Annotated in this window: 20 protein-coding genes; 13 read left to right on the top strand and 7 right to left on the bottom strand. The window is 62.1% G+C overall.

Annotation, left to right across the window (positions count from 1 at the left end; genetic code table 11):
- Positions 1 to 30 precede the first annotated feature (30 nt).
- Positions 31 to 945, bottom strand: a complete 915-nt coding sequence (locus tag HWX53_RS11880; RefSeq protein WP_175941031.1) for a hypothetical protein — start codon at positions 943 to 945, stop codon at positions 31 to 33.
- 1387 nt (positions 946 to 2332) lie between these two features.
- Between HWX53_RS11880 and HWX53_RS11885 the strand changes: the two genes are divergently transcribed.
- The gene (locus HWX53_RS11885; protein WP_244140134.1) at positions 2333 to 2914 is read left to right on the top strand and encodes an Asp/Glu racemase; all 582 of its coding nucleotides are present in this window, start codon (positions 2333 to 2335) and stop codon (positions 2912 to 2914) included.
- Positions 2915 to 2997: 83 nt separating this feature from the next.
- Positions 2998 to 3951, top strand: coding sequence for a porin (locus tag HWX53_RS11890; RefSeq protein WP_279612498.1), 954 nt, complete (start codon positions 2998 to 3000; stop codon positions 3949 to 3951).
- 522 nt (positions 3952 to 4473) lie between these two features.
- Here HWX53_RS11890 and HWX53_RS11895 read toward each other — a convergent pair.
- Complete coding sequence (locus HWX53_RS11895) at positions 4474 to 5490, bottom strand: lipopolysaccharide biosynthesis protein (protein ID WP_244140083.1); 1017 nt, start codon at positions 5488 to 5490, stop codon at positions 4474 to 4476.
- Between the two features lie 822 nt (positions 5491 to 6312).
- On the opposite strand from HWX53_RS11895, the gene HWX53_RS11900 reads away from it, so the two are divergent.
- Positions 6313 to 6672 (top strand): H-NS histone family protein, encoded by a 360-nt coding sequence (locus tag HWX53_RS11900; protein ID WP_175941033.1) that lies wholly within the window; start codon positions 6313 to 6315, stop codon positions 6670 to 6672.
- A gap of 57 nt (positions 6673 to 6729) precedes the next feature.
- On the opposite strand, the gene HWX53_RS11905 is transcribed toward HWX53_RS11900, so the two are convergent.
- A complete protein-coding gene (locus tag HWX53_RS11905) occupies positions 6730 to 7116 on the bottom strand; it encodes an RcnB family protein (protein ID WP_175941034.1) in 387 nt (128 codons plus the stop codon).
- Between the two features lie 308 nt (positions 7117 to 7424).
- Here HWX53_RS11905 and HWX53_RS11910 point away from each other — a divergent pair, with 308 nt between their 5' ends.
- Positions 7425 to 8876 (top strand): aldehyde dehydrogenase family protein, encoded by a 1452-nt coding sequence (locus HWX53_RS11910; RefSeq protein ID WP_175941035.1) that lies wholly within the window; start codon positions 7425 to 7427, stop codon positions 8874 to 8876.
- Positions 8877 to 8974: 98 nt separating this feature from the next.
- Here the strand turns inward: HWX53_RS11910 and HWX53_RS11915 are convergent, their stop codons facing one another.
- Both HWX53_RS11915 and HWX53_RS11920 read right to left on the bottom strand, forming a co-directional pair.
- On the bottom strand, positions 8975 to 9319 hold the full coding sequence (locus HWX53_RS11915) for a hypothetical protein (protein WP_175941036.1): 345 nt from the start codon (positions 9317 to 9319) through the stop codon (positions 8975 to 8977).
- 98 nt (positions 9320 to 9417) lie between these two features.
- Positions 9418 to 10362: a LysR family transcriptional regulator gene (locus tag HWX53_RS11920; RefSeq protein ID WP_175942370.1), complete on the bottom strand. Its 945-nt coding sequence runs from the start codon at positions 10360 to 10362 to the stop codon at positions 9418 to 9420.
- A gap of 402 nt (positions 10363 to 10764) precedes the next feature.
- Between HWX53_RS11920 and oxlT the strand changes: the two genes are divergently transcribed.
- The 5 genes from oxlT to HWX53_RS11945 all read left to right on the top strand — a co-directional run bounded on the left by oxlT (position 10765) and on the right by HWX53_RS11945 (position 15312).
- A complete protein-coding gene (gene oxlT, locus HWX53_RS11925; RefSeq protein WP_175941037.1) occupies positions 10765 to 12117 on the top strand; it encodes an oxalate/formate MFS antiporter in 1353 nt (450 codons plus the stop codon).
- 22 nt (positions 12118 to 12139) lie between these two features.
- Entirely contained in the window at positions 12140 to 13084 is a 945-nt protein-coding gene (locus HWX53_RS11930; protein WP_175941038.1) for a LysR family transcriptional regulator, read from the top strand.
- Positions 13085 to 13241: 157 nt separating this feature from the next.
- Complete coding sequence (locus tag HWX53_RS11935) at positions 13242 to 14255, top strand: 2-dehydropantoate 2-reductase (RefSeq protein WP_175941039.1); 1014 nt, start codon at positions 13242 to 13244, stop codon at positions 14253 to 14255.
- A gap of 114 nt (positions 14256 to 14369) precedes the next feature.
- Positions 14370 to 14591: a hypothetical protein gene (locus HWX53_RS11940; RefSeq protein WP_175941040.1), complete on the top strand. Its 222-nt coding sequence runs from the start codon at positions 14370 to 14372 to the stop codon at positions 14589 to 14591.
- Complete coding sequence (locus HWX53_RS11945; protein WP_175941041.1) at positions 14581 to 15312, top strand: GntR family transcriptional regulator; 732 nt, start codon at positions 14581 to 14583, stop codon at positions 15310 to 15312. Before HWX53_RS11940 ends, HWX53_RS11945 begins: the two co-directional genes overlap by 11 nt.
- A gap of 80 nt (positions 15313 to 15392) precedes the next feature.
- On the opposite strand, the gene sucD is transcribed toward HWX53_RS11945, so the two are convergent.
- Together sucD and sucC are read right to left on the bottom strand one after the other, a co-directional pair.
- The gene (sucD, locus tag HWX53_RS11950; protein ID WP_175941042.1) at positions 15393 to 16265 is read right to left on the bottom strand and encodes a succinate--CoA ligase subunit alpha; all 873 of its coding nucleotides are present in this window, start codon (positions 16263 to 16265) and stop codon (positions 15393 to 15395) included.
- Between the two features lie 12 nt (positions 16266 to 16277).
- Entirely contained in the window at positions 16278 to 17468 is a 1191-nt protein-coding gene (sucC, locus tag HWX53_RS11955; RefSeq protein ID WP_175941043.1) for an ADP-forming succinate--CoA ligase subunit beta, read from the bottom strand.
- Positions 17469 to 17803: 335 nt separating this feature from the next.
- Between sucC and HWX53_RS11960 the strand changes: the two genes are divergently transcribed.
- From HWX53_RS11960 to HWX53_RS11975, 4 genes are all read left to right on the top strand, one after another.
- Positions 17804 to 19570 (top strand): thiamine pyrophosphate-binding protein, encoded by a 1767-nt coding sequence (locus HWX53_RS11960; protein WP_175941044.1) that lies wholly within the window; start codon positions 17804 to 17806, stop codon positions 19568 to 19570.
- 31 nt (positions 19571 to 19601) lie between these two features.
- Positions 19602 to 20858 carry a formyl-CoA transferase gene (gene frc / locus HWX53_RS11965; protein ID WP_175941045.1) on the top strand — a complete coding sequence of 419 codons (1257 nt, stop codon included), beginning with the start codon at positions 19602 to 19604 and terminating at the stop codon, positions 20856 to 20858.
- A 90-nt stretch (positions 20859 to 20948) separates the two neighbouring features.
- Positions 20949 to 23156 (top strand): acetate--CoA ligase family protein, encoded by a 2208-nt coding sequence (locus HWX53_RS11970; RefSeq protein WP_244140084.1) that lies wholly within the window; start codon positions 20949 to 20951, stop codon positions 23154 to 23156.
- A 61-nt stretch (positions 23157 to 23217) separates the two neighbouring features.
- Positions 23218 to 23997, top strand: coding sequence for a fumarylacetoacetate hydrolase family protein (locus HWX53_RS11975; protein ID WP_175941046.1), 780 nt, complete (start codon positions 23218 to 23220; stop codon positions 23995 to 23997).
- The last annotated feature ends 2 nt before the right edge of the window (positions 23998 to 23999 follow it).

Below are 23999 nucleotides of genomic sequence, written 5' to 3' on the forward strand. Positions count from 1 at the left end.
GAGGGGAAGGTTTTTTGAAGGAGGCAACGATTACGACGACAGCAATGCGTACTGCGCAGGAAAGAAAACTCGCATCACACACTTGAGGAAGCGCTCTCGCTGAAGCCCGAAATAGTCTGCCAGCGAGAACGCCAAATCTAAAGGTAGCCTAAAGAGCCCGCTCTCCAGATCAGCCATCGCTGAAGCGTCCACCGGTGGCTCCGCATCGGCACCGTCCGCCGTGAGCTTCGCTCTAACAGCCTTTACGAACTGAGCGAATTCCGCAGGCGTCTTTACGTTCTCTACATCGATGTCGCGCACTGATGGCTTTGTCGGGACAAATCCGCGTCTGCCCGTGAGCCACCGGCGTGCCGACGCAGGGTCGAATTCAACTAGACTTCCGACCTTTTTGAACACGATGTCGCCCGCCGCCATCGCATTCCGAACCGTCCGAGCGTCAACTCCACCAAGGGCCACCAACGCCTCGACCGTGATGTGACCGAAAGGGCGCTGGAGCTCAACGCGGGCTTCCGAAAGAAAAACTAGTTCATTGAACAGCTTCGTTTTATCTGGATAGACTGCATTGAACAGTGCAGTAATCCTGCGGGCAAACTTATTGATTTCGTAGATGCTTACTCCCGTCTCATCGGGAATGCCCTTCACTCCGAAGTCATACACCGCCTTAATGCATTTCCACGCGTCCATCCTTGATAGTTGCTGCTGGACTTGCTGTTTCGTGTCCATATCGAGCCCCGCACCGAGGCGGGCCGGACGGAGATCTGGTAAGGGGAAGCCCAGGAGATGTTTGTCCAGTTGGGTCGCGCCGAAGATGCTATCTAACGTTTTCAGCAGATGCACAAGCAAGTCGCTAAACAGCCACTGCAATTGCTGCTCGTCAATTGACCGCGCATTCAGCTCCCATCGCCCAGTCGGAGATGCTTCAGTGTCAGCCGAAAGGTGACTCATGACGTTTTCCCAGTAAAGATCATGAAGCTATTATGCGCGTGACTTCACAGCTTGTCCAGCGATTTGTGAAGTTTTCTCGGAAGAAATCATTTTGCTCGGCTCGCACGATTCGGCACGGGGATGCAACGGTGTGTGCTGCATTGGCTGTCCTTTCGGGGTAGGGTCGTTTGGCTCCGGGGCGCGCGAGCCTTCTACCGAGATGATTCGATGGGCACTCGAGGCGGTCGCGCGAATTCGCCCCGACCCCCTATGGGGTCCCTTTAAGCGGATCTGGCCGCATACTTTCGGCACGTACAGACCAGTCGCAGGAATCGACGACCCTCGCTCCTTCGGCGTGTTTCGGGCGCGGCTGCAGTCCGACGCCGACTGCTTGGACTACCTTGGGTGGCTGCGCTGGCCGTCCGCTTTTGTCTGTCCGTAATGCGCCCACGCCTGCGGATGGCGGCTGAAAGACGGGCGATTCACGTGCGCGGACTGTGACGATGCAACATCCGTGATGGCGGGGACTATCTTCGACCGAACCCGTACGCCACTTACAGTATGGTTCGCCGGGAACTTCGCCAGCGGCAAGGACGGAATTTCGGCACTAAGTCCGAAGCGGACTTTGCAGAATGGCTCGTGCCAGGCGGCTTGGGCCATGCTGCATCGATTGCGATCCGCGTTGGTTCGTCCCGGTCGGGAACTGCTGCGGGGCAAGGTCGAGGTGGATGGAAACATACATCGGTGGTCCTGAGCGGAGGTTGACCGCAGGGCGCGCCCGAGGCAAGAAGGTACTGACGTGTGTCGCAGTCGAGATTTTCCAGCCCAAGAAGCGAGTGTCGATCGCAAGCGCGATATGGGCACCGGGCGGTGAAAAAGTGCTTGTGGTGCAGGCAGATGTTCGATTAGACAGCTTTTGCTTTAATTCCGTTCGATAGGCCAATTTATGCTTTACGCCGAAGTCTTAGAGGGCCACGAGAGCCCACTGAACGGACAGCTTATGCTTTAATTCGCGGAAGCCTTTTCCCTAACGGCACAGGTTAGTGGGATTTTGGTCCCTGACGGTTGCCTTCAGGGACACTCTGAGGGCAATTCGGGGACGCTGGTGGGTTGCGTGGCCCACTGGGCCTACCACGAGACCCGATGACCACAACGACGGTCTGCTGCTGCACGCGTCGTTCCTTCCTCATCGAGTCATTGCACGCTCTGAGCGGCAGGCGCATGGTTTGACACGTTTGCACACTTCAGCGCGCGTGTGGTGGGCACGCTTTCATCTAGTCCATGCCTGTCCATCTAATGAACGGAGATTCAGCATTGCCTTCCTTTGTTTCCAAGAAGGCGTCGTAGTCGCGGCCTGGAATCGGTGTGAAAGTGACATTGGGTGGTGAGCAAGACCGGTGGACGTTGCCTGCATCACCACGGATGTTCATCGACAGAACCACAGGCTGCACGCGTCGATGTCATCGGCTATGCGTGTCTTGTCGCGATCATGAGCATGGGGCGCGGATATCACCGCACGTCGGAGGCCAAGCTGCTTCGTCAAACCATCGATAACGACGCGCCGTCGCCGGTCGTGACAAGTGCAGGCGCCTTGATCGACGGTATCAAGACGTTGGGCGCGAAGAGGGTGTCGATTCTCACGCCCTACATGAAGCCGCTGACAGCGCTCGTCGTCGACTACCTCGAAGACGCAGGCATACAAGTGGTTGACAGCATCTCGCTCGAAATCCCCGACAACCTGAAAGTAGGACTTCTGGACCCGCGAGCCCCGATCGAGATAACCCGGAATCTCAATCTCAAGGGAGTCGATGCCGTCGTGGCGTCCGCCTGCGTTCAAATGCCGTCTTTGGCTTCCATTCAGCCAATTGAGGACCGGATTGGTTTGCCGGTGCTCTCGTCTTCGGTGGCGACCGCATTCGCCATGCTGAAGCGGCTTGGTCTGGAAACGTCCGTGCCCGGCTTCGGCTCGCTCTTGTCTGGCCAATATTGAAGCAGAAGCGTTGATCGTGTTGGTGTGCGGGACCAATCTTGGTAATTAGGAATACGTAGGAGGAGAAGATCAACAAGACAATCATAACAACGGTCGCGGCATTGACGTGCGGCATCTCGTGGGCTCAAACATCGGTGAGCTTGTACGGACTAGTCGACGCTGGCGTCACCTACACCAATCGCATCGATACGCCGACGCAGAAGGGCGGCCTCGTGCAATTCACGTCAGGTTCCTCGCAAGGGAGCCGATGGGGATTGAAAGGATCCGAAGATCTGGGAGCGGGATTCGAGGCGATCTTTACGCTGGAGAACGGGTTTGACGTCGGAACCGGTGCTCTCGGTCAAGGCCGACTCGAGTTCGGGCGACAGGCGTTCGTTGGTGTGTCGAGCAACTGGGGAGCGCTCACGTTGGGCCGCCAGTACGACTTCATCGGCGACATTTTCCCGGCATTTGCTGTCGCTTCTAACACGCCGGCAGGGCTTCTAGCGTGGAGCCTTCCTGCCTACGCGGCGGGCGGATATACGCTCGACAATCGCGTATGGGGCGACCAGGTGAATAATGCGGTGAAGTATCAGTCGCCGTCGATCGCGGGCTTTTCGTTCGGCGGTATGGTCGGATTTGGGAATGTCGCCGGATCAATGGGCACCAATAGTTCGAACAACTTTGTCATCAGCTATGACAATGGACCGCTGAGCGCGGCCCTTGCCTACATGTCTATTCACAATGCGGCGCCTGCTTCGAATTCAGGGGAATTCGCGGTAGGCGCAGCATACATGGTCGGCAAAGCGCGCTTGTTCGGCATGGTGTCCGACGTGCACCTCAGCAGCGGAAGCCGGCCGCGCGCGACGACCTATGAGGCCGGGCTGGCGTATCAGGTATTTCCGGCGCTCTCACTTGCTGGCGGCGCACACTATCAGCATCGCAACAACGGGGTCGGCAGCGCCAACCAATTGACCTTGAGCGGCGACTACCTTCTCTCGAAGCGCACGGACGTCTATTGGGTATCGCCGCGCGCATTCGACTTACAGGTCCATTGAGTAATCGACACGAAAATGTCTTCGGCTGAAGTGCGCTAAATAGCTATGCATGGATGCGCCTTTTTTCCCGGTATAGGCGCACTTTGTCCGGGGCAAATCGTCATCGCTATACCGTAGAAGAGTATGTTAGATCTTCATTGGGAGCCGCCAAGAACTGGCAGTTGAAGCGAAGAGAGCGGCGCGCGCGAGTGCTGGAAAACGCCCTGGTAACGAGTGGCGAGAAGAAGCTGGCTTCAGGGTCCGCAACGAACTGCTGGCGACCGTTGAAGCCAAAAGAAACTAGAGCCGGCCATCAAGACAAAAACAGCAACACGACCACGGCCCCGTGCGCTCGACAGCCCAAATGCGACCCGCACGGTCCGAAGTCTATGCGGGCCCCCAACAATCCGCGCGATCGTTCGGATGAGCAGACAGAATGCCCCTGATCGAACCATAATCGCGGCGTCGTGGCCCCTTCCGCTCATAGCTCATGAAGACACCAACGACGCCCCGCCACCCGACGCTATCTATTACCGAACAGAATCACCGCGGATGATTACGCACAAAGTCCCGAAAAGACGAATAAGCGGGCTTCTGCGTATGCCCGTCGCCCCGGATCATTCCGTACGCGCCTTCCGCATCGTCGTACAGTTCGTAGGCCTGAATCGACTGGATGTTGTACTTCGACGCGACATTTACATACTGGGACATCATGTCGCCGCCAGTGAGATACGTCGCGATCTGCAAGAGCGATCCCAGGCTCGGGCGCACGCCGAATTCGTTGATCCAGATCGGCTTGCCCATCTGATGCAGCACCGCCAGCACATCGTGGCAGCCCGTACCGCCGCAAGCGTTCGTGATGTCGCCTTCGTTCGAGTACCAGTGCCATGCCGTGATGTCCCAGCTCACGGTCGGATGGCCCCACGAGCCGTCAGGCTGCGAACCGTCGGCAAGCATCTGATAGAACGCATAGTGCAGCCACGTCCCGCCAAGAACGATCTTTCCGTCCGTATCCTCCGATCGGACGCCCGCGATCAGGCCGCGAATGATGCCTCGCGCAATCTGATACTGGTGGTTGTTGTAGTGTTGCCAGTAGACGCCGTCGACGTTTCCGTTGAGCGTCTTCGCCTCCAGTTCGTTGCCCACTTCGTAATACTTGTAGTGGTACGCACTCGCCGTTTGTTTGCCGAGCCTGTAGCCCGCGTTATACGCATCGTCCTCATTGCTATAGCCAAGGCCCAGCAACATGACGGGATAGACGGTCACGCCGCCCTGCGCCATGGTCTGTGCAATGCCCGCGAGCTTATTCGCCGAGGCCTGGTTATAGACCTCGTTCCGGTAGATCGTCGCGCCGAGATCGTGGAGTTGGGCAAGCTGCGTCTGAGGGCTGGAGATGTCGTATGCGCCGCCGCTGTTGTTATGGCCGTTCATGCCATAGAAGATCGAGCCGTTCGTGCTCGCGCTTTTCACCGTCGCTGCGAGCGTGCTGCTCTTGGCGGTGGCTGCGTCGACGGCGCTTCCGCTATCACCGCCGCAGGCTGCAAGCAACAGGCTCGTCATGATCGCGCTGACTGCCGCGCCGCGCTTAAGCGACGTGAAAGGCCGGGTAACGAATGAGCAAGGTCGAGTCGAATTCTTCATGGTGTTTAGTCGTACTAAATGGCGTGCCGTGTCGTGTGCGATGAAAGTGTGCCTTCATCGTCTTGGATGGCTCGGACGGAAAGGGAAGCAGGCCGCGCGGAAAGCATCGCGGCGCACGTCAACCCACGAAAGGATGAAACCGATGGTTGAAACGCATTGCCGGCCAATAGACCAATAGACCAATAGCAGGGCAATCGAGGGCGACCCGAAGATCGCCGATGCGTTCGTTCAAGCGCGACTCATCGCGCATTTGATGCGGATACGCGGCGCAGCATGCACGCAGCGCAGTCGATCCACGCTGTCTCCAATCCGCCGCATCAACGATGAGCAGTCAGATTTACCCGTTTCGTGCGAAGCGATGCAGCAGACAGGCAAGCGTTGCCGGGAACCGAGGCAGCGGCGAAAGATTACTTCGTTCTCGCTTCGATGTAAACCTTCAGCGCGGATTATTGCCTCTCCATCATGTGGGATTCGGCTCGAAAATACGGACTACATAATAACATTCGATGCGTACACACAACGGCGCATGCATTGAGAAACAAGACGCTCACCGCGCTCCAACATACTTCGCATGACGAAGTATCTATAACAATATGACGATTCGTGACCGCCAAGAAAAAAATGCCCATAGGAAGCGATCGGCGCCGACTGCTCGCGCCGAGTCCGATCATGTTAGCCTCTCGTTTTTGTCGCGGCGGCGGGGCATCGGCCGCTGTCCATATCCAATCGCACATCACGAACATGACGTACAGAAGTCCGCAAGTCGCCGAGTTGATGGCGCAAAGGGAGTCGCTGGAGAAAGAACTGGCCGAAGCACGGCGCAAAGAAGAACGCCTCGCGCTGATCGAGATCGTCCAGAAGATGCGTCAATACGGCATCACGTTGAACGAACTGATGGGCCGTAAGCCCGGCACGCAGCACGCGGCGCCGGACGTGGCCATCAAGTATCGCGATCCAGAAAGCGGTGCGACGTGGAGCGGGCGCGGTCGCGCGCCGCAATGGATCGCGGGCAAGGATCGAGAGGCGTTTCTGGTGGACGGATCCGCGAGCCTGTCGTCGCGGCAGGACTCGCAGGCGTCGCTTTTCGCAGACGAAGACTGAAGCGCGCAGTTGGCTGAAGGCTCTGCGTAAGCCGATTCTGCGCGCTCGCGCGTCGTATTACCGCGCCAACACGACTTGGGCGATCAGCCCCGTCGCTGCCGCGACGAGCACATAGTCCGCGCCGACGCCGACCCACTGGTATCCGCGCGGCGGCTGACGCAGGCCGTGGCCGCGCCAATCGTCGACCACATACTGGTGGTCGCGATATTCGCTCGAAAGGCGATCGCCCTTGTGCCAGTCCGGATGCCCGCGGTCGCGATCGGCATGCTCCGGCGGGCGGGGCGCGTCGTGGCTGTCGCGTGCGTCGTGGCCGTGCATCATCGGCGCGTGGTCGGCGCCAGGGCCGTGATTCTCATCCGGGCCATGCCATTGCTGCGCGAAACTCGCGCCCGCAGAAAGTCCGAGACCGGCCGACAGCAGCGCAACGATGATTCGTTTTTTCATGGAACGTTTCTCCTCATAGAGTAATGATTGATCGCCTGCCAGGGCTTTTTGCCCTTTGTGCGCGAACAGGCGGTCACTCTACGTGGCAAGGCGGCGCGATGGCGTGAGATTGTGTAAGCAACGCTTACTTCGCATTACGCGCATTACGCGCATTACCCGCGTCCGGCGGCGAACTCGAACGAGTCTTGGCGTCGCGATGTCATATCCGCCCATACATGACGCTGAATGAGAACAATAAAAATGTTTTTCTATCGTCGAGCGGCTTTCTGGCTCACCATGAAACGATTTAATAAAGCATGGAGCGAGACATGGAAAGCAAAGCGGATCTGAAGCGCTATGAGTTATTGATAGGCGGCGAATTCATCGCGCCGAGCGGCGGCGAATATTCGACCAATCTCGATCCCGCGACCGAAGAGCCCATCGCGTATGTCGCGCAGGGCACGTCGGCCGATGTAAACCGCGCCGTGCAGGCGGCGCGCGCCGCGTTGAAACCCTGGAACGCCATTCGCGCCGCCGAGCGCGGCCGCATCCTGATGCGGCTTGCCGAACTGCTCCGCGAGAATCAGGAAGAGCTCGCCGCGCTCGAAAGCCTCGATGCGGGCAAGCCCATTGCCGGCGTCCAGCGCCAGGACGTGCCCGCCGCCATCGATACGCTCGCGTACTACGCCGGCTGGTGCGACAAGATCAACGGTCAGGTCGTGCCGGCTCGGCCCGACGCACTGACCTACACGGTGCGCGAGCCGGTCGGCGTGGTCGGCGCCATCGTCCCGTGGAATTTCCCGCTGATGATCGGCATGTGGAAGATCGCGCCGGCGCTCGCCTGCGGTTGCACGCTGATCGTGAAGCCCGCCGAAATCACGCCGCTCTCCGCGCTGATGGTCGGCCGCCTCGCGCTCGAAGCGGGCGTGCCGCCGGGCGTGCTGAACATCGTCACGGGCAAGGGCTCGGTGGTCGGAGATTCGATGGTCGCGCATCCGGGCATCGACAAGATCACCTTCACGGGTTCGCCTTCGGTCGGGCGGGGGATTCTGCAAGGCGCGGCGGGAAACTTCAAGCGGGTGACGCTGGAGTTGGGCGGCAAGTCGGCCAACATCATATTCGCCGATGCGAACGTCGACAGTGCGGTGCGCGCCGCGGCATCGGGCATCTTCTTCAACGCGGGACAAGTATGCTCGGCGGGCTCGCGCGTGCTGGTGCAGCGCGCCGCCTATGACGACGTGGTCGAGCGCCTTTCGCAGCGCGCGCAAACCATCAAACTCGGCGATCCGTCGAAGCGCGAGACGAACATGGGACCGCTCATCTCCGCCAAGCAGATGAAGACCGTGCTGGATTACGTCGATATCGGCAAAGGCGAGGGCGCGTCGCTGGTGACGGGCGGGCGGCGCTCGGGCGAGCGCGGCTACTTCGTCGAGCCGACGGTGTTCGCGAACGTCGAGCACGAAATGCGCATCTCGCAGGAAGAGATCTTCGGTCCGGTGGCGAGCGTCATTCCTTTCGACGACGAAGCGGACGCGCTGCGCATCGCCAATGGCACCGCCTACAGTCTTGCCGCCGGCGTGTGGAGCGCGGACATCGGGCGGGTGCATCGCATGGCGGCAGAACTCAAGGCGGGCACTGTCTGGGTCAATACCTACGGCTATACGGACGTGCGGCTGCCGTGGGGCGGTTCGGGCGATTCGGGCTTCGGCCGCGAGCATGGCGACGTGGCTATCGAGAACTTCACGGAGCCGAAGGCGGTGTGGGTATCGCTGACGCCCTGAGCGACCGATGAGCGCCGCGCGTCGAACACGCGCGGTGCCTCTCGAACAAAGCGCAAAAGGCGGCCGAAGCCGCCCTGAGTTCATCGCCGAAGAAAGACTTAAACGCGCGCCTGCGCGCCTTCCTGGTCGCGCGCCCGCCAAAGCCGAGCGCGCTGCGTGCTGTCTTCGTACTGAACGGTGTTCTGCCGGCACGCCTCGATCGTCATGTTCTTGCGCTCGACGATCGCCTGGCAGAGAAACTCCGCGCTATACGCCTTGAGCAAATGCGGACACTGCGTTCCGATGTACTGCGCGATCTTTCCGTAGTCGCTGTCCGCCGATGCCAGCGAGCGATACATGTCCGCGTCCCAGCGGAACATCAGGTCGAGTTCTTCGAAAGCGGTATTGAACGCGCAGACTTGCGCCTGAACTTCGCGGTCGTCGTTGTGCATGGCTTGGCTCATGATCGTCTCCTCAGTGGCCGCAGGGCATAACACGCAGGATAGAAAAAGCCATTCATACAGGACAGTCAAAGTTTCTTCGGCTATCCATTTAGCTTCGGTTATGAATCGGGTTTACCCGTCTTTGCAACGATATGCGTGATCGCTTCGATCTGCGCGGCGCCTTCGTCTATCAGGAATTGCTTGAACGCGAGCGCCACCGGCGGCAAGCGCTTGTTGTTGCGATGCACGACAAACCAGTTGAGCATCACCGGAAAGCCTTCTATATCCAGCACGGCCAGTTTGCCGACCTGCAATTCCATGCTGATGGTATGCGCGGATAAAAAACTCAGTCCCATTCCGGCGATCACGGCCTGCTTAATGGTCTCCGTGCTCGTGATCTCCATCGCGACATTCAAATTCGTGAGCCTGCCGGCGAAGCCTTCTTCCATTGAATTCCACGTATCGGAGCCACGCTCGCGCACGATGAAAGGTTCATCGGCAAGCGACTCCAGCGGGATATCGCTTTGCCCGACGAGCGGATGGTCCGGCGGCGCGACGATCACATAAGGATGCGGCGCAAACGACACATTGACCGTATCCATATCGCGCGGCGGACGCACCATGACGGCGAGATCCGTCAAATTGTCGGACAGTTGATGCAGCAGTTCCTCGCGGTTATGCACGGCGAGATTGAGCCGGACATCCGTATTACGTTTAGTGAATTCGGCCAGCAGACGAGGAAAGAAGTAATCGCCCGCGCTGATCACGGCGACGTTGAGCGTACCTCCGGAAATACCCTTGAGACGCGCCATTGCGTCGTCGGCTTCGCGAAATTGCTCGAGGATCGCCCTGCTGTAATGGAGCATTTCGTTCCCGGCCGGAGTGAGATAGATTTTCTTGCCGAGCTGTTCGAAAAGAGGCAGGCCGGCGTGCTCTTCCAGCTGCTTGACCTGCGTGGACACGGCCGGCTGCGTGAGATAGAGCTCTTCCGCGGCCCGCGAAAAACTCAGGCGTCGCGCGACCGTTTCGAAGATTTTGAGTTGGCGCAGAGTGGCATTTCGCAGCACGGCAGGCCCTCATCCATTCACGATAGCTAACTTATACAATAATTTTTTTTAACTTTCCTTAATCATTTTTGTCCCCCACGATGCTTTCACGTGCCCCGCAGTTGTAAGCCAGTTTTCAGCCGACGCAAGAGCGCCGCAGAGCACGCAGCATCGAGCCCGACAGGGCTGCATCGACCATCCGGACTTCTTGGGAATCGCTCGAAATGATTCTTCGATCGCCTGACGCGGATGTTGGCCCCAAGCGCGAACCCATCGCCCTTCTGGACACGCGACGCCACGCCCGCGCCGCCTGGCCGGAGCACCTTCCCTGACCGACCGCAACGCCCGCCGGCCCCGCGCCGGTGATCTCGCTGTACACCAAGCGCCGCACGAGCGCAGAGACAGATATCGGAGACAGACATGGCAAGCGCAGACACGGTGGTGTCCGGGCAGTCGCACGGGCGTCACCACAACCGTTGGATTCAGCTGGCGATCGGCATTCTATGCATGGGCCTCGTCGCCAACCTCCAGTACGCCTGGACCCTTTTCGTCGTGCCGATGGATGCCAAGCACCATTGGGGTCAAGCGGCCATTCAGACGGCGTTCACCATCTTCATCGTCACGGAAACCTGGCTCGTGCCGGTCGAAGGCTGGCTCGTCGACAAGTTCGGGCCGCGTCCGGTCGTGATCGGCGGATCGGTGTGCGCGGCCATCGGCTGGGTGATCGACGCGCACGCGACGAGCCTCGTCCACCTCTACATCGCGGCGGTCATCGCGGGCATCGGCGCGGGATGCGTGTATGGCACGTGCGTCGGCACGGCGCTGAAGTGGTTCCCGGACAAGCGCGGTCTCGCGGCGGGTCTGACGGCGGCGGGCTTCGGCGCCGGCGCGGCGGTCACGGTCATCCCGATCTCGAACATGATCCAGTCCTCGGGCTACGAGCACGCGTTCATGTTCTTCGGCATCTTCCAGGGCGTGTGCATCTTCCTGCTCGCGCTGATGCTCGTGCGTCCGAAGCCTCCGGTGCACGTCGCGCCGGCCAAGCGGATCGTGTCCACCAAAATCGACTACACGACCGGACAGATGGTGCGCTCGCCGCTCTTCTGGGTGCTCTACCTGATGTTCGTGTTCGTCGCGGCGGGCGGCGTGATCGCCACCGCGCAGTTCGGGCCGATCGCGAAGGAATACGGCTTCGCCAAGATGCCGGTGAACCTGTTCGGCATCACGCTGCCGCTGCTCGCGATGACGCTTTCCATCGACAACCTCTGCAACGGCTTCACGCGTCCGCTGTGCGGCTTCATCTCGGACAAGATCGGCCGGGAGAACACGATGTTCATCATCTTCCTGGGCGAGGGCGTGGCGCTGCTCGGGCTGATGCAGTTCGGTCATCATCCGTATCTCTTCATGCTATTCGCCGCGATGACGTTCCTCTGCTGGGGCGAAATCTTCTCGATCTTCCCGGCCACGTGCGCGGACACCTTCGGCAGCAAGTACGCCGCCGCCAACGCGGGCACGCTGTACACGGCGAAGGGCACGGCCTCGATGCTGGTGCCGCTCGCGTCGGTGCTCGCGTCGATCGGATCGTGGAATGCGGTGTTCATCACGGCCGCGACGACGTCGATTTGCGCGGGACTGTGCGCGAAATTCGTGCTCGCGCCGATGAGAAAGCGCTGGATCGAGAACACGGTTGCCGCCACCTCGGGCGATTCGTCGATCAACGCGTCGTTTCAGGCGGGCTGGCCCGAAGCGCCGGGCAAGACGTCGGTTCAATAACGAACGCAAAGGAACGCAGCGCATGCGCGAACGCCCGGCCGCTCCCGCGCATGCGCTTTCGGTGTCACTGCATCAGTTGCGGCTTTTCGTGACGCTCGCGCGATATCGCAGCTTCACTCGCGCCGGCGACGAATTCGGCATTACACAATCGGCGGTGAGCCGCAGCATTCGAGAACTCGAAGACGAAATCGCGCTGCGGCTTTTCGACCGGACCACGCGCCAGGTCACGCTCACCGACACCGGACGCAAGCTGCTGGCGCGCATTGCTCCGCTCGTCGAGGAACTGGAAGCGACGCTGCGGCCGCGCGCCGACAGTCAAGGGCAGGGCATTGTCCACGTGGCGAGCAGTTGCGGCCTGACGGCGAGCGTGCTTCCCGCGCTGCTCGCGTCGTGCAAGGAGCGGCTGCCGGATGTATCGATCACCGTGATCGACCGGCCGCAGAGCGCCGTGCTGCAACTGGTGCGCTCGGGCGAGGCGGAAATCGGCGTCGTCATTGCGCCGGACAATCTCGACGAACTCGCATTCGAACCGCTCTTCGCCGATAGTTTCGCAGCGGTGGTCGGCGCGTCGCATCGGCTGGCGGACGCCGCGCGTCTGGAGTGGACGCAGTTGCGCGGCACGCCGCTTCTTCTACTCGACGACGACACCGGCAGCCTCGCCGCCGTCGAAGCCGCGCTCGCTCGCCACGCGGTGGCGGGCGCCGTGCGGCAGCGGCTGACGCAGCCGGTGGCGGTGGCGCGCATGGCGGAAGCCGGTCTCGGCGTCGGCGTTTTGCCGATGCACGCTCGTCTGTCTTGCGACAGCGCCCGCACGCGCTTCATTCCCCTCGCGCCCGACGCCGCGCGCGCGGTGATGATCGTGCGTCGCCGTGGCCGCGCGCTGCGCGAGGGCGCGGCGCACGTCTGGTCACACTTCATCGCATCCTCGACGCATACTCTCAACACGTCCCAGGTCATCGAGGCCTGAGCGACGCGTCCGTTCATCCCGACGACACCGCAAGGCCGCCGCCGCATGCGGGTTTTCGCTCGTCTGCCGTCGCACGAATCGCCTTGTCCTGCGTGAACGTGGAATGTAGTATCTTGTATATCAGAAGCCTGCAAGACTACGACTCTAGGAGACGAGCATGAAGATCTGCGTGTATGGCGCCGGAGCCATCGGCGGTTACATGGGCGCGCAACTCGCGCGGGCCGGAGCGGACGTCAGCTTCGTGGCGCGCGGGCCGCACCTCGCGGCGATGCAGGCGAACGGCGTGCGGCTTCGAATCGATGGGGAAGAGCACACGGTGAAAGTGCGCTGCACGAATAACCCCGCTGAACTCGGGCCGCAGGACTACGTGATCATCGCGTTGAAGGCGCATTCGGTGCCCGGCGTGGTCGACCTGGTGCCGCCGCTGCTCGGCCCGGACACGGCCATCGTCACAGCGGTCAACGGCTTGCCCTATTGGTACTTCTATCAGCACGGCGGCGCGCTCGCCGGCACGACGCTGCAAAGCATCGATCCGGGCGGCAGGCAATGGAGCGTCTTCGGGCCGGAGCGTGCCATCGGCTGCGTGCTGCTGCCTGCGGCGGAAATCGTGGAGCCGGGCGTCATCGAGCATCACTACGGCAAGAAGTTTCCCATCGGCGAGCCGAGCGGGGAGACCACGCCGCGCCTTCAGGCACTGCACGACATCATGGCCGCCGCCGACATGGAAGCGCCGATGCGCGACAACATCCGCGATGAGATCTGGCTGAAGCTCTGGGGCAACCTCTGCTTCAATCCGATCAGCGCGCTCACGCACGCGACGCTCGATGTCCTCACGAGCGACCCCGGCACGCGCGCGCTCTCGAAGGCGATGATGCTGGAAGCAAAGGCGATCGGCGACAAGATCGGCGTCAACTTTCGGGTGGACGTGGAGCGGCGCATCAACGGCGCTGGGGCGGTCGGCGCGCACAAAACGTCGATGCTGATGGACTGCGAAGCCGGCCGGCCGATGGAAATCGATCCGCTCATCACGGTCGTGCAGGAAATCGGCCGCCTGGTGCACGTCGAAACGCCGATGATCGATGCGGTCCTCGCATTGATCAAGCTGCGCGAAGCGGTGAATCAGGGAACCGCGCGGGCGCCAGCGCCGCCGCAAACGCAAAAAGCGGCCTAAACTGGATCGAAGGACGCCAGCGTTGTTTCTGATATACAAGATGCAAAATATGTTGCGTCCTGCTGCGACGCAACATATACTAGAGGCTCTTGAGTGATTTGACCGGAGCCTGAAATGAGCATCGCCTTGTTGGTAGTCGTTGGAGTCGCGCTGGTTGCCGTGGGTGTGGGCGTTACGTTTATGATTGCGTCGGCGGTGCCGCAGGACATGCTGCAGCGCGCACAGGAACACGGTCGCTTCGCCGGACTCGCGGCGGACGACCAGAACGGCGGATCGGGCAAGCGCGTCGTCGCGGACCGTCCGCAAATGGGAAACCAAGCCATCAATGCCATCTGATACTCAATCCGTAGACAGGCCGGAAGTTCGCCCGAACGGGCTGACGCTTTCGCTGGAGCCGATCAACGCCACGGTTTCGCTGCGCGATCAGGCGTACGCGAAACTGCGGCAGGCCATCGCGGAAGCGGACATCTACCGTTCGCGGGAAGAAATCCGTCTGGACGAAAAAGAGCTGACGGAAGCGTTGGGCGTCTCGCGAACGCCTATCCGCGAGGCCATGACGCTGCTGGAGCAGGAAGGCTTTCTGCGCACGGTGCCGCGCCGCGGGGTGTATATCCTGCGCAAGACCAAGCGCGAGATCGTCGAGATGATCCACATGTGGGCGGCGCTCGAAAGCATGGCGGCGCGCCTTGCCACGCAGCGCGCGACGGACGAGGAAATCGCCCAGCTTCGCCACATGTTCGACAATTTCCGCGACAGTACGCCGGCCGAGCATATCGACGAGTATTCGGAAGCGAATATCGCGTTCCACCAGGCCATCGTGCGGCTGTCGAAGTCGCAGATCATCTTCGACACGATCAAGAACATCTTCGTGCACGTGCGCGCCATCCGGAAGATGACGATCTCGCAGAGCGACCGCGCGTCGCGCTCGATCGTCGATCACATGCGCATTATCGAGGCGCTGGAGAAGCGCGACACCGAGCTCGTCGAGCGGCTCGTGAGACAGCATTCGCTGGATCTCGCGGCGTTCGTCGAGGCGAATTGCGATTTCCTGGATTGAGTTTCGAGCAGCGCGAGCAGTAAAGCAGAAGGCCGCACGGCAATCGCCGCGCGGCCTTTTTCATGCGCCCGCAAGACGCGCTAGCGCATCGCCCGCAGCATCGTTTCGCCGAGCGCGGCCGGCGAATCGGCGACGTGGATGCCCGCCGATTTCATCGCATCGATCTTCGCGCTCGCCGTGCCCGATCCGCCCGAGATGATCGCGCCCGCGTGGCCCATGCGGCGTCCCGGCGGCGCGGTCGTGCCGGCGATAAAGCCGACGACCGGCTTTTTCGTCTTCGCGTCCTTCAGGAATTGCGCCGCTTCTTCCTCCGCCGATCCGCCAATCTCGCCAATCATGATGATGCCTTCGGTCGCGTCATCGGCGAGGAACAGCGACAGGCAGTCGATGAAGTTCGTCCCGTTCACCGGATCGCCGCCAATGCCGATGCACGTCGTCTGGCCGAGTCCGGCCGCGGTCGTCTGCGCGACCGCTTCGTAGGTCAGCGTGCCCGAGCGCGACACCACGCCGATCTTCCCCGGCTGATGAATGTGTCCCGGCATGATGCCGATCTTGCACGCGCCCGGCGTGATGACGCCCGGACAGTTCGGCCCGACGAGCCGGCTCGCCGAGCCCGCGAGCGCGCGCTTCACGCGCAGCATGTCGAGCACCGGGATGCCTTCGGTGATGCAGACGATCAGCGGCACTTCGGAGTCGATGGCTTCGAGAATCGCATCGGCGGCGAAGGGCGGCGGCACGTAGATCACGGACGCGTCGGCGCCCGTTTTCGCGACCGCATCGGCCACCGTGTCAAAGACCGGCAGGTCGAGGTGCGTCGTGCCGCCCTTGCCGGGCGTGACGCCGCCGACCATTCGCGTGCCGTAAGCAATCGCCTGCTCGGAGTGAAAGGTGCCTTGCGCGCCGGTGAAGCCCTGGCAGATCACCTTCGTGTTCTTGTCGATCAAGACGCTCATGGGGGCTCCCTCTCAGTGATGGACGGCGCTGACGATCTTGTCGGCGGCATCGGCGAGGTTTTCGGCGGAGATGATGGTGAGACCGGACGTGCGCAGAATGTCGCGGCCTGCATCGACGTTCGTGCCGGCCAGACGGACGACGAGGGGCACGCGCAGGTCGACTTCGCGCGCCGCCGCGACGACGCCTTGCGCGATCACGTCGCAGCGCATGATGCCGCCGAAGATGTTGACGAGGATGCCTCGCACCTTCGGATCGCGCAGAATCAGCTTGAAGGCGGTCGCGACGCGTTCCTGCGTCGCGCCGCCGCCCACGTCCAGAAAGTTCGCCGGCTCGCCGCCGTACAGCTTGATGATGTCCATGGTGGCCATCGCCAGGCCCGCGCCGTTCACCATGCAGCCGATGCTGCCGTCCAGCTTAACGTAGTTGAGCCCGTGCTTCGCGGCTTCGATTTCGGCGGGGTCTTCTTCGTCTTCGTCGCGCAGGGCTTCGACGTCCGGATGGCGATACAGCGCGTTGTCGTCGAAATTGAGCTTCGCGTCGAGCGCCATGACGTCGCCGGAACCGGTCACGACAAGCGGATTGACCTCGACCACGGAAGCATCCAGATCGACGAAGGCCTGATACAGCGCGGCGATGAACTTCGACGCCGCTTTCACCTGATTGCCAGTGAGCCCCAGCCCGAACGCGACCTGCCGCGTATGAAAAGGCTGGAGGCCGGTCGCGGGATCGATCGCGACCTTGAGGATCTTCTCGGGCGTGCGATGCGCGACTTCCTCGATTTCCATGCCGCCTTCGGTCGACGCCATGATCGTGATGCGCGAGCTCGCCCGGTCGACCAGCATGCCGAGATACAGCTCGCGCGCGATGTCGCAGCCTTCCTCGATATAGAGGCGCTTTACTTCCTTGCCGACCGGTCCGGTCTGCTTCGTCACGAGCACGGACGACAGCATCTTTTCAGCGTTCTCGCGCACGTCTTCCACTGACTTCACCACGCGCACGCCGCCTTTGCCATCGGGATCGTTGGCAAACCGGCCCGCGCCACGTCCCCCCGCATGAATCTGCGACTTGACGACCCAGACCGGGCCGCCGAGCGCGTTCGCGGCATCGGCGGCCTCCTGCGCCGTGAAGGCGACGCGGCCTTGCGGCACCGCGACGCCGTACTTTCGCAGCAGCGCCTTCGCTTGGTATTCGTGAATGTTCATTGCGTCTCCTGTTTCGTCCGGCGCGTGCTGACAGCGAGCGCTCCGGTCGTTGTCGTGGATGCGCGTGACGAATGCAGCGGTCCGCGCTGATATGAGATATATCACATATCACTATCACGCGGATATCAGGGCGTCGTTGTGCCTCGCAGCAAGAATAAAGCGAAAAGCAGATGCAGCAGCAGGAAGCGCCGGTCATGCACTGCATCACAGGGTTTGTTCCAATCAGAACATCGTTGACTAATACTGTGTGTGGAATATTGTATATCACAGCAACAGGACAACAGCGCGAGGTCCTGAGCGAAAGAACATCACCCCATTCGAGGAGGAGACAACACATGTCCGAAGTCGTCAGCAGCCGTCCGGAAGTCGCTCCAGCCACCACCACCGCCGATGACACGCTCAAGCAAAAGACGCGCGGCGCAGGCGTCGTCTCGGGCGGCCATCTCGTTGCGCGCGCCCTCAAAAACGAGGGCGTCGATACCATCTTCACGCTGTGCGGCGGCCACATCATCGATATCTACGACGGCTGCGTCGATGAAGGCATCCGCATCATCGACGTGCGCCACGAGCAGGTCGCCGCTCACGCCGCCGACGGCTACGCGCGTCAGACGGGCAAGCTCGGCTGCGTCGTGACGACGGCCGGCCCCGGCTGCACGAACGCGGTCACGGGCGTCGCCACGGCGTTTCGCTCGGAAAGCCCGATGATCCATATCGGCGGGCAGGGCGCGCTCACGCAGCACAAAATGGGCTCGCTGCAGGACCTCCCGCACGTCGACATGATGTCGCCCATCACCAAGTTCGCGGCGACCGTGCCGAGCACCGAGCGCGTCGCCGACATGGTGTCGATGGCCGCGCGCGAAGCCTTCAACGGCGCGCCCGGCCCGGCGTATCTGGAAATCCCGCGGGACGTGCTGGACCGTGAAATCGACGTCAGCAAGGCCGTGATTCCGCAGCCCGGACGCTATCGCGCGTCGACGAAATCGGTCGGTGATCCGAAGGACATCGAGAAGCTCGCCGATCTGCTCGTGAACTCGGAGCGCCCGGCGATTCTGTACGGCCAGCAAGTCTGGACGGCGCGCGGCCAGGAAGAAGCTATCGCGCTGCTGCGCGGCCTCGACATTCCCGGCTACTTCAACGGCGCAAGCCGCGGCCTGCTGCCGCCGGGCGATCCGCATCACTTCGACCGCACGCGCTCGCAGGCTTTCGCGAAGGCGGATCTGATCGTGATCGTCGGCACGCCGTTCGATTTCCGCATGGGTTACGGCAAGCGCATCAGCAAGGAACTGAAGCTGGTGCAGATCGACATGGATTACCGCACGGTCGGCAAGAATCGCGATATCGACCTCGGGCTCGTCGGCGATCCGGGCGCGATTCTCGGCGCGGTGCTGCAAGCCGCGAGCGGCCGGCTGAAGAACGACAAGCGCCAGTCGCGCCAGGCGTGGATGCGCGAACTCGCGGCGGCGGAAGAAACGGCGACCGCCAAGCTCATGCCGCTCTTCACGTCCGACGCAAGCCCGATTCATCCGTATCGCGTCGCGCACGAGATCAATCAGTTCCTCTCCGACGACACCATTTATATCGGGGATGGCGGCGACGTCGTGACGATCTCGGCGCAAGCCGTGCGTCCGCGCCGCCCGGGCCAGTGGATGGACCCGGGCGCGCTCGGCTCGCTCGGCGTCGGCACGGGCTTCGCCATCGCGGCGGGGCTCGCGAATCCGGAGAAGGAAGTGCTCTGCTACTACGGCGACGGTGCGTTCTCCATGACCTCGTTCGACATGGAAACGGCCAATCGCTTCGGCGTGCCGTATATCGCGGTCATCGGCAACAACTCGGCGATGAACCAGATTCGCTACGGCCAACTCGCGAAATACGGCGAGGAGCGCGGCAACGTCGGCAATCTGCTCTCGGACGTGCCGTATGGCCGCTTCGCCGAAATGCTCGGCGGCTACGGCGAGGAAGTGTACGAAGCGTCGAAGATCGCCGGCGCGTTGCAGCGGGCGCGCGAGTCGATCGCGAAGACCGGCAAGAGCGCGGTCATCAATATTTGGGTCGATCCTACGGTTTACGCGCCTGGCACGATGGCCCAGACGATGTACAAATAAAGAACGCGATCGAAGACACAGGGAGACAGCCATGAACACCTCGGGCAAGGCACTGGATGGCGTACGCATCCTCGATTTCACGCACGTTCAATCGGGTCCGACCTGCACGCAGTTGCTGGCGTGGTTCGGCGCGGACGTCATCAAGGTGGAGCGCGCCGGCGCAGGCGACATCACGCGGGAGCAACTGCGCGATATCCCCGATGCCGACAGCCTCTACTTCACGATGCTCAACCACAACAAGCGGTCGATCACCATCGACACGAAGAATCCCGAGGGCAAGAAAGTTCTCGAAACGCTCGTCAAGAAGTGCGACGTGCTCGTCGAGAACTTCGCGCCGGGCGCGCTCGACCGCATGGGCTTCACGTGGGAGCGCATCCAGGAGTTGAATCCGGCGATGATCGTGGCGTCCGTCAAGGGCTTCGGGCCGGGGCCGTACGAAGACTGCAAGGTGTACGAGAACGTCGCGCAGTGCGCGGGCGGCGCGGCATCGACCACGGGTTTCGACGACGGCCCGCCGACCGTCACCGGCGCGCAGATCGGCGATTCCGGCACGGGGCTGCATCTCGCGCTCGGCATCGTGACGGCGCTGTATCAGCGCAACCGCACGGGGCGCGGGCAGAAAGTGCTCGCGGCCATGCAGGACGGCGTGCTCAACCTGTGCCGCGTGAAATTGCGCGACCAGCAGCGGCTGGAACGCACAGGCGTCATGAAGGAGTACCCGCAGTATCCGAACGGCAAGTTCGGCGACGCGGTGCCGCGCGCGGGCAATGCGTCGGGCGGCGGCCAGCCGGGCTGGATCCTGAAGTGCAAGGGCTGGGAAACCGATCCGAACGCGTACATCTACTTCATCACGCAGGCGCCGGTGTGGGGCGAGATCTGCAAGGTCATCGGCAAGGAAGAGTGGATCGAGCATCCGGATTACAAGACGCCGAACGCTCGCCTGCCGCGTCTGAAAGAAATCTTCGCGGAAATCGAACGCTGGACCATGTCGAAAACCAAGTTCCAGGCCATGGAGATCCTGAACAAACACGACATTCCCTGCGGCCCGATTCTCTCGATGAAGGAAATCGCCGAAGAACCGTCGCTGAGAAAGACCGGCACGGTCGTGGAAGTGGACCATCCGGTGCGCGGCAAATACCTGACGGTCGGCAACCCGATCAAGCTCTCGGACAGCCCGACGGAAGTCGTGCGCTCGCCGCTGCTCGGCGAGCATACCGATGAAGTCATGGCCGAGCTCGGCTACACGCCCGACCAGATCGCCACGCTGAAGAGCCTCGGCGCGATCTGAGCCTTCACTCCCGATGCGCCCTTCGCGCGCTGCCCGCAACGGGCGGCGCGCGGTCCAGACTCGTCCTCGAATACACGGAGACACGCCAACATGAACAGCACGGTCGTCCAGGAACGCAGCGAAACAGTCCAATCTTCCACGCCGGCATCGAACATCGTGCCGTTGCACGCGGCCGACGCCAAGCGCCGCGTCGCGGAAATCTTCGAGCGTGTGAAGGCCGAGGGGCGCGCGTCGCTGACCGCGCCGGAAGGCAAGCTCGTCTGCGACGCCTACGGTATCTCGGTGCCGCAGGAAGGCGTCGCGACCAGCGCCGACGACGCGGCCAAGCTCGCGTCCTTCATCGGCTTTCCGGTGGTGCTGAAGATCGTCTCGCCGGAGATTCTGCACAAGACGGAGGCGGGCGGCGTGCTCGTCGGCGTGAAGAGCGAAGCGGACGTAAAGGCGGGCTTCGCGACCATCATCGAAAACGCGAAGAAGTACGACGCGAACGCGACCATCGTCGGCGTGCAGGTTCAGCAGATGGTCGGCGCGGGCCAGGAAGTCATCATCGGCGCGGTCACGGACCCGTCGTTCGGCAAGCTGATCGCGTTCGGGCTCGGCGGCGTGCTCGTCGAAGTGCTGAAGGACGTGACGTTCCGCCTGGCGCCCGTCACGCGCGAAGAAGCCGCGTCGATGCTCGACGGCATTCAGGCCGCCGATGTCCTGCGCGGCGTGCGCGGTTCGGAGGCCGTGAATCGCGAGGCGCTCGTGACGCTGATCGAGCGCGTGTCGCGCCTCGTCGACGACTTCCCGCAAATCTCCGAAATGGACCTGAACCCGGTCTTCGCGAGCCCGAACGGCGCGGTGGCGGCGGACGTGCGCATCGTGATGGACTTCGAGCCGGCCGAGCCGCGTTACCGCCCGACGCAGGAGCAGATCGTCAGGCAGATGAACCGCATCATGAAGCCGGATGCGGTCGCGGTGATCGGCGCGTCGAACGAGGACGGCAAGATCGGCAACTCCGTCATGAAGAACCTGATCAACGGCGGCTACCAGGGGACCATCTACCCGATCCACCCGAAGGCCGACGAGATCATGGGCCGCAAGGCGTACAAGAGCGTGAAAGACGTGCCGGGCGTGATCGACGTGGCCGTGTTCGCGATTCCCGCTAAGTTCGTCGCGCAGGCGCTGGTGGAGGTGGGCGAGAAGCAGATTCCCGGCGCGGTGCTGATTCCGTCCGGATTCGCCGAAACAGGCAATCAGGAGGGACAGGAAGAACTCGTGCGCATCGCGCGTCAGTACGATATCCGCATGATGGGCCCGAACATCTACGGCTTCTACTACACGCCGAAGAACCTGTGCGCGACGTTCTGCACGCCGTATGACGTGAAGGGCAAGGCGGCGCTCTCGTCGCAATCGGGCGGCATCGGCATGGCGATCATCGGCTTTTCGCGGTCGGCGAAGATGGGCGTGTCGGCCATCGTCGGCCTCGGCAACAAGAGCGATATCGATGAAGACGATCTGCTCACGTTCTTCGAGCAGGACGACAACACGGAAATCATCGCCCAGCACTGCGAAGATTTGAAAGACGGCCGCGCCTTCGCCGAAGCCGCGCGGCGCGTGTCGAAGAAGAAGCCGGTCGTCGTGCTGAAGGCGGGCAGAACGAGCCTCGGGGCGCGCGCGGCGAGTTCGCACACGGGCGCGCTCGCGGGCAACGACAAGATCTACGAGGACGTGTTCGCGCAATGCGGCGTGATCCGCGCGCGGTCGCTGCGCGATCTGCTCGAATTCGCGCGCGGTATTCCGAAGCTGCCGACGCCGAAGGGCGAGAACACGGTCATCATCACGGGCGCGGGCGGCTCGGGCGTGCTGCTCTCGGACGCCTGCGTGGACAACGGCCTCTCGCTGATGACTATGCCCGACGATCTCGACGCCGCGTTCCGCAAGTTCATTCCGCCGTTCGGCGCGGCGGGCAATCCGGTCGATATCACGGGCGGCGAGCCGCCGACCACGTACAAGAACACGATCAAGCTCGGGCTGGAAGACGACCGCATCCATTCGATCATTCTCGGCTACTGGCACACGATCATCACGCCGCCGATGGTCTTCGCCAAGCTCGTGATCGAGGTGAAGGAGGAGATGAAGGCGCGCGGCATCGAAAAGCCGATCGTCGCGTCGCTAGCCGGCGACGTGCAGGTGGAGGAGGCCGCCGAGTATCTGTACGAACACGGCGTGCCGGCCTACGCGTATTCGACCGAGTTGCCCGTCGCGGTGCTCGGCGCGAAATACAAGTGGGCGCGCGGCGCGGGCCTGATCTGAGCCGATTCGATCCGAGGGAACGGCGCGGGCCGCGGCTCGCGCCAATTAGAAAGGGACTCCCGTGACCACCTGGATACGTTTTCGCGATGCCGACGGGCATATCGGCTTCGGCACGCTCGACGAGCGCTCGGGCCGCGTCGTGCAGCACGACGGCGCGCTGTTCGACGAGCCGCGCCCGACCGACATCTCCTTTCCCGTGGACGACCTCACGCTGCTCGCGCCCTGCGAGCCGAGCAAGGTCATCGCGCTCTGGAACAACTACTACGCGCTCTCGCAGAAGCTCGACAAGGCGCCGCCGCAGCATCCGCTCTTTCTGATCAAGCCGCCGATGTCGGTGATCGGGCCGAACGAGTCGATTCGCCGGCCGAAGAATTATCACGGCAAGATTGCCTACGAGGGCGAGCTAGGTATCGTGATCGGCAAGGCGGTGTCGTGCGCGTCGGTGGAAGAGGCCGAGGATGCGATTTTCGGTTTTACCTGCGTGAACGACGTCACCGCCATCGAACTGCTTCAGGAAGATCCCAACTTCGCGCAGTGGTGCCGCTCGAAGGGCTTCGACACGTTCACGTGCCTTGGGCCGGGAATCGTCAGCGGTTTCGACTGGCGCAACGCGAATGTGGTGACCACGGTGGAAGGCGTCGAGCGCCAGAACTACCCGCTCGACGACATGATTTTCTCGCCCGCCGAGCAGGTCAGCCTGATTTCACACGACATGTCGCTCGCGCCCGGCGACGTGATCGCGTGCGGAACGTCCATCGGCGTCGGGTCGATCAAGGACGGCGCGCGCGTCGATGTGTCGATCGCGGGGATCGGCACGTTGTCGAATGTGCTCGCCGCGTAAAG

It is taken from the genome of Caballeronia sp. BCC1704 (genome assembly GCF_902833455.1).
In the GTDB taxonomy this organism is placed as follows: Bacteria; Pseudomonadota; Gammaproteobacteria; order Burkholderiales; family Burkholderiaceae; genus Caballeronia.

Excerpts from the sequence above, each read along its gene's own strand:
- oxlT (WP_175941037.1), top strand. The coding sequence starts at position 10,765 with ATGGCAAGCGCAGACACGGTGGTGTCCGGGCAGTCGCACGGGCGTCAC.
- HWX53_RS11910 (WP_175941035.1), top strand. The coding sequence starts at position 7,425 with ATGGAAAGCAAAGCGGATCTGAAGCGCTATGAGTTATTGATAGGCGGC.
- HWX53_RS11940 (WP_175941040.1), top strand. The coding sequence starts at position 14,370 with ATGAGCATCGCCTTGTTGGTAGTCGTTGGAGTCGCGCTGGTTGCCGTG.
- frc (WP_175941045.1), top strand. The coding sequence starts at position 19,602 with ATGAACACCTCGGGCAAGGCACTGGATGGCGTACGCATCCTCGATTTC.
- HWX53_RS11900 (WP_175941033.1), top strand. The coding sequence starts at position 6,313 with ATGACGTACAGAAGTCCGCAAGTCGCCGAGTTGATGGCGCAAAGGGAG.
- HWX53_RS11945 (WP_175941041.1), top strand. The coding sequence starts at position 14,581 with ATGCCATCTGATACTCAATCCGTAGACAGGCCGGAAGTTCGCCCGAAC.
- HWX53_RS11895 (WP_244140083.1), bottom strand. The coding sequence starts at position 5,490 with ATGACGAGCCTGTTGCTTGCAGCCTGCGGCGGTGATAGCGGAAGCGCC.
- sucC (WP_175941043.1), bottom strand. The coding sequence starts at position 17,468 with ATGAACATTCACGAATACCAAGCGAAGGCGCTGCTGCGAAAGTACGGC.
- HWX53_RS11915 (WP_175941036.1), bottom strand. The coding sequence starts at position 9,319 with ATGAGCCAAGCCATGCACAACGACGACCGCGAAGTTCAGGCGCAAGTC.
- sucD (WP_175941042.1), bottom strand. The coding sequence starts at position 16,265 with ATGAGCGTCTTGATCGACAAGAACACGAAGGTGATCTGCCAGGGCTTC.
- HWX53_RS11880 (WP_175941031.1), bottom strand. The coding sequence starts at position 945 with ATGAGTCACCTTTCGGCTGACACTGAAGCATCTCCGACTGGGCGATGG.
- HWX53_RS11970 (WP_244140084.1), top strand. The coding sequence starts at position 20,949 with ATGAACAGCACGGTCGTCCAGGAACGCAGCGAAACAGTCCAATCTTCC.
- HWX53_RS11935 (WP_175941039.1), top strand. The coding sequence starts at position 13,242 with ATGAAGATCTGCGTGTATGGCGCCGGAGCCATCGGCGGTTACATGGGC.
- HWX53_RS11905 (WP_175941034.1), bottom strand. The coding sequence starts at position 7,116 with ATGAAAAAACGAATCATCGTTGCGCTGCTGTCGGCCGGTCTCGGACTT.
- HWX53_RS11960 (WP_175941044.1), top strand. The coding sequence starts at position 17,804 with ATGTCCGAAGTCGTCAGCAGCCGTCCGGAAGTCGCTCCAGCCACCACC.
- HWX53_RS11930 (WP_175941038.1), top strand. The coding sequence starts at position 12,140 with ATGCGCGAACGCCCGGCCGCTCCCGCGCATGCGCTTTCGGTGTCACTG.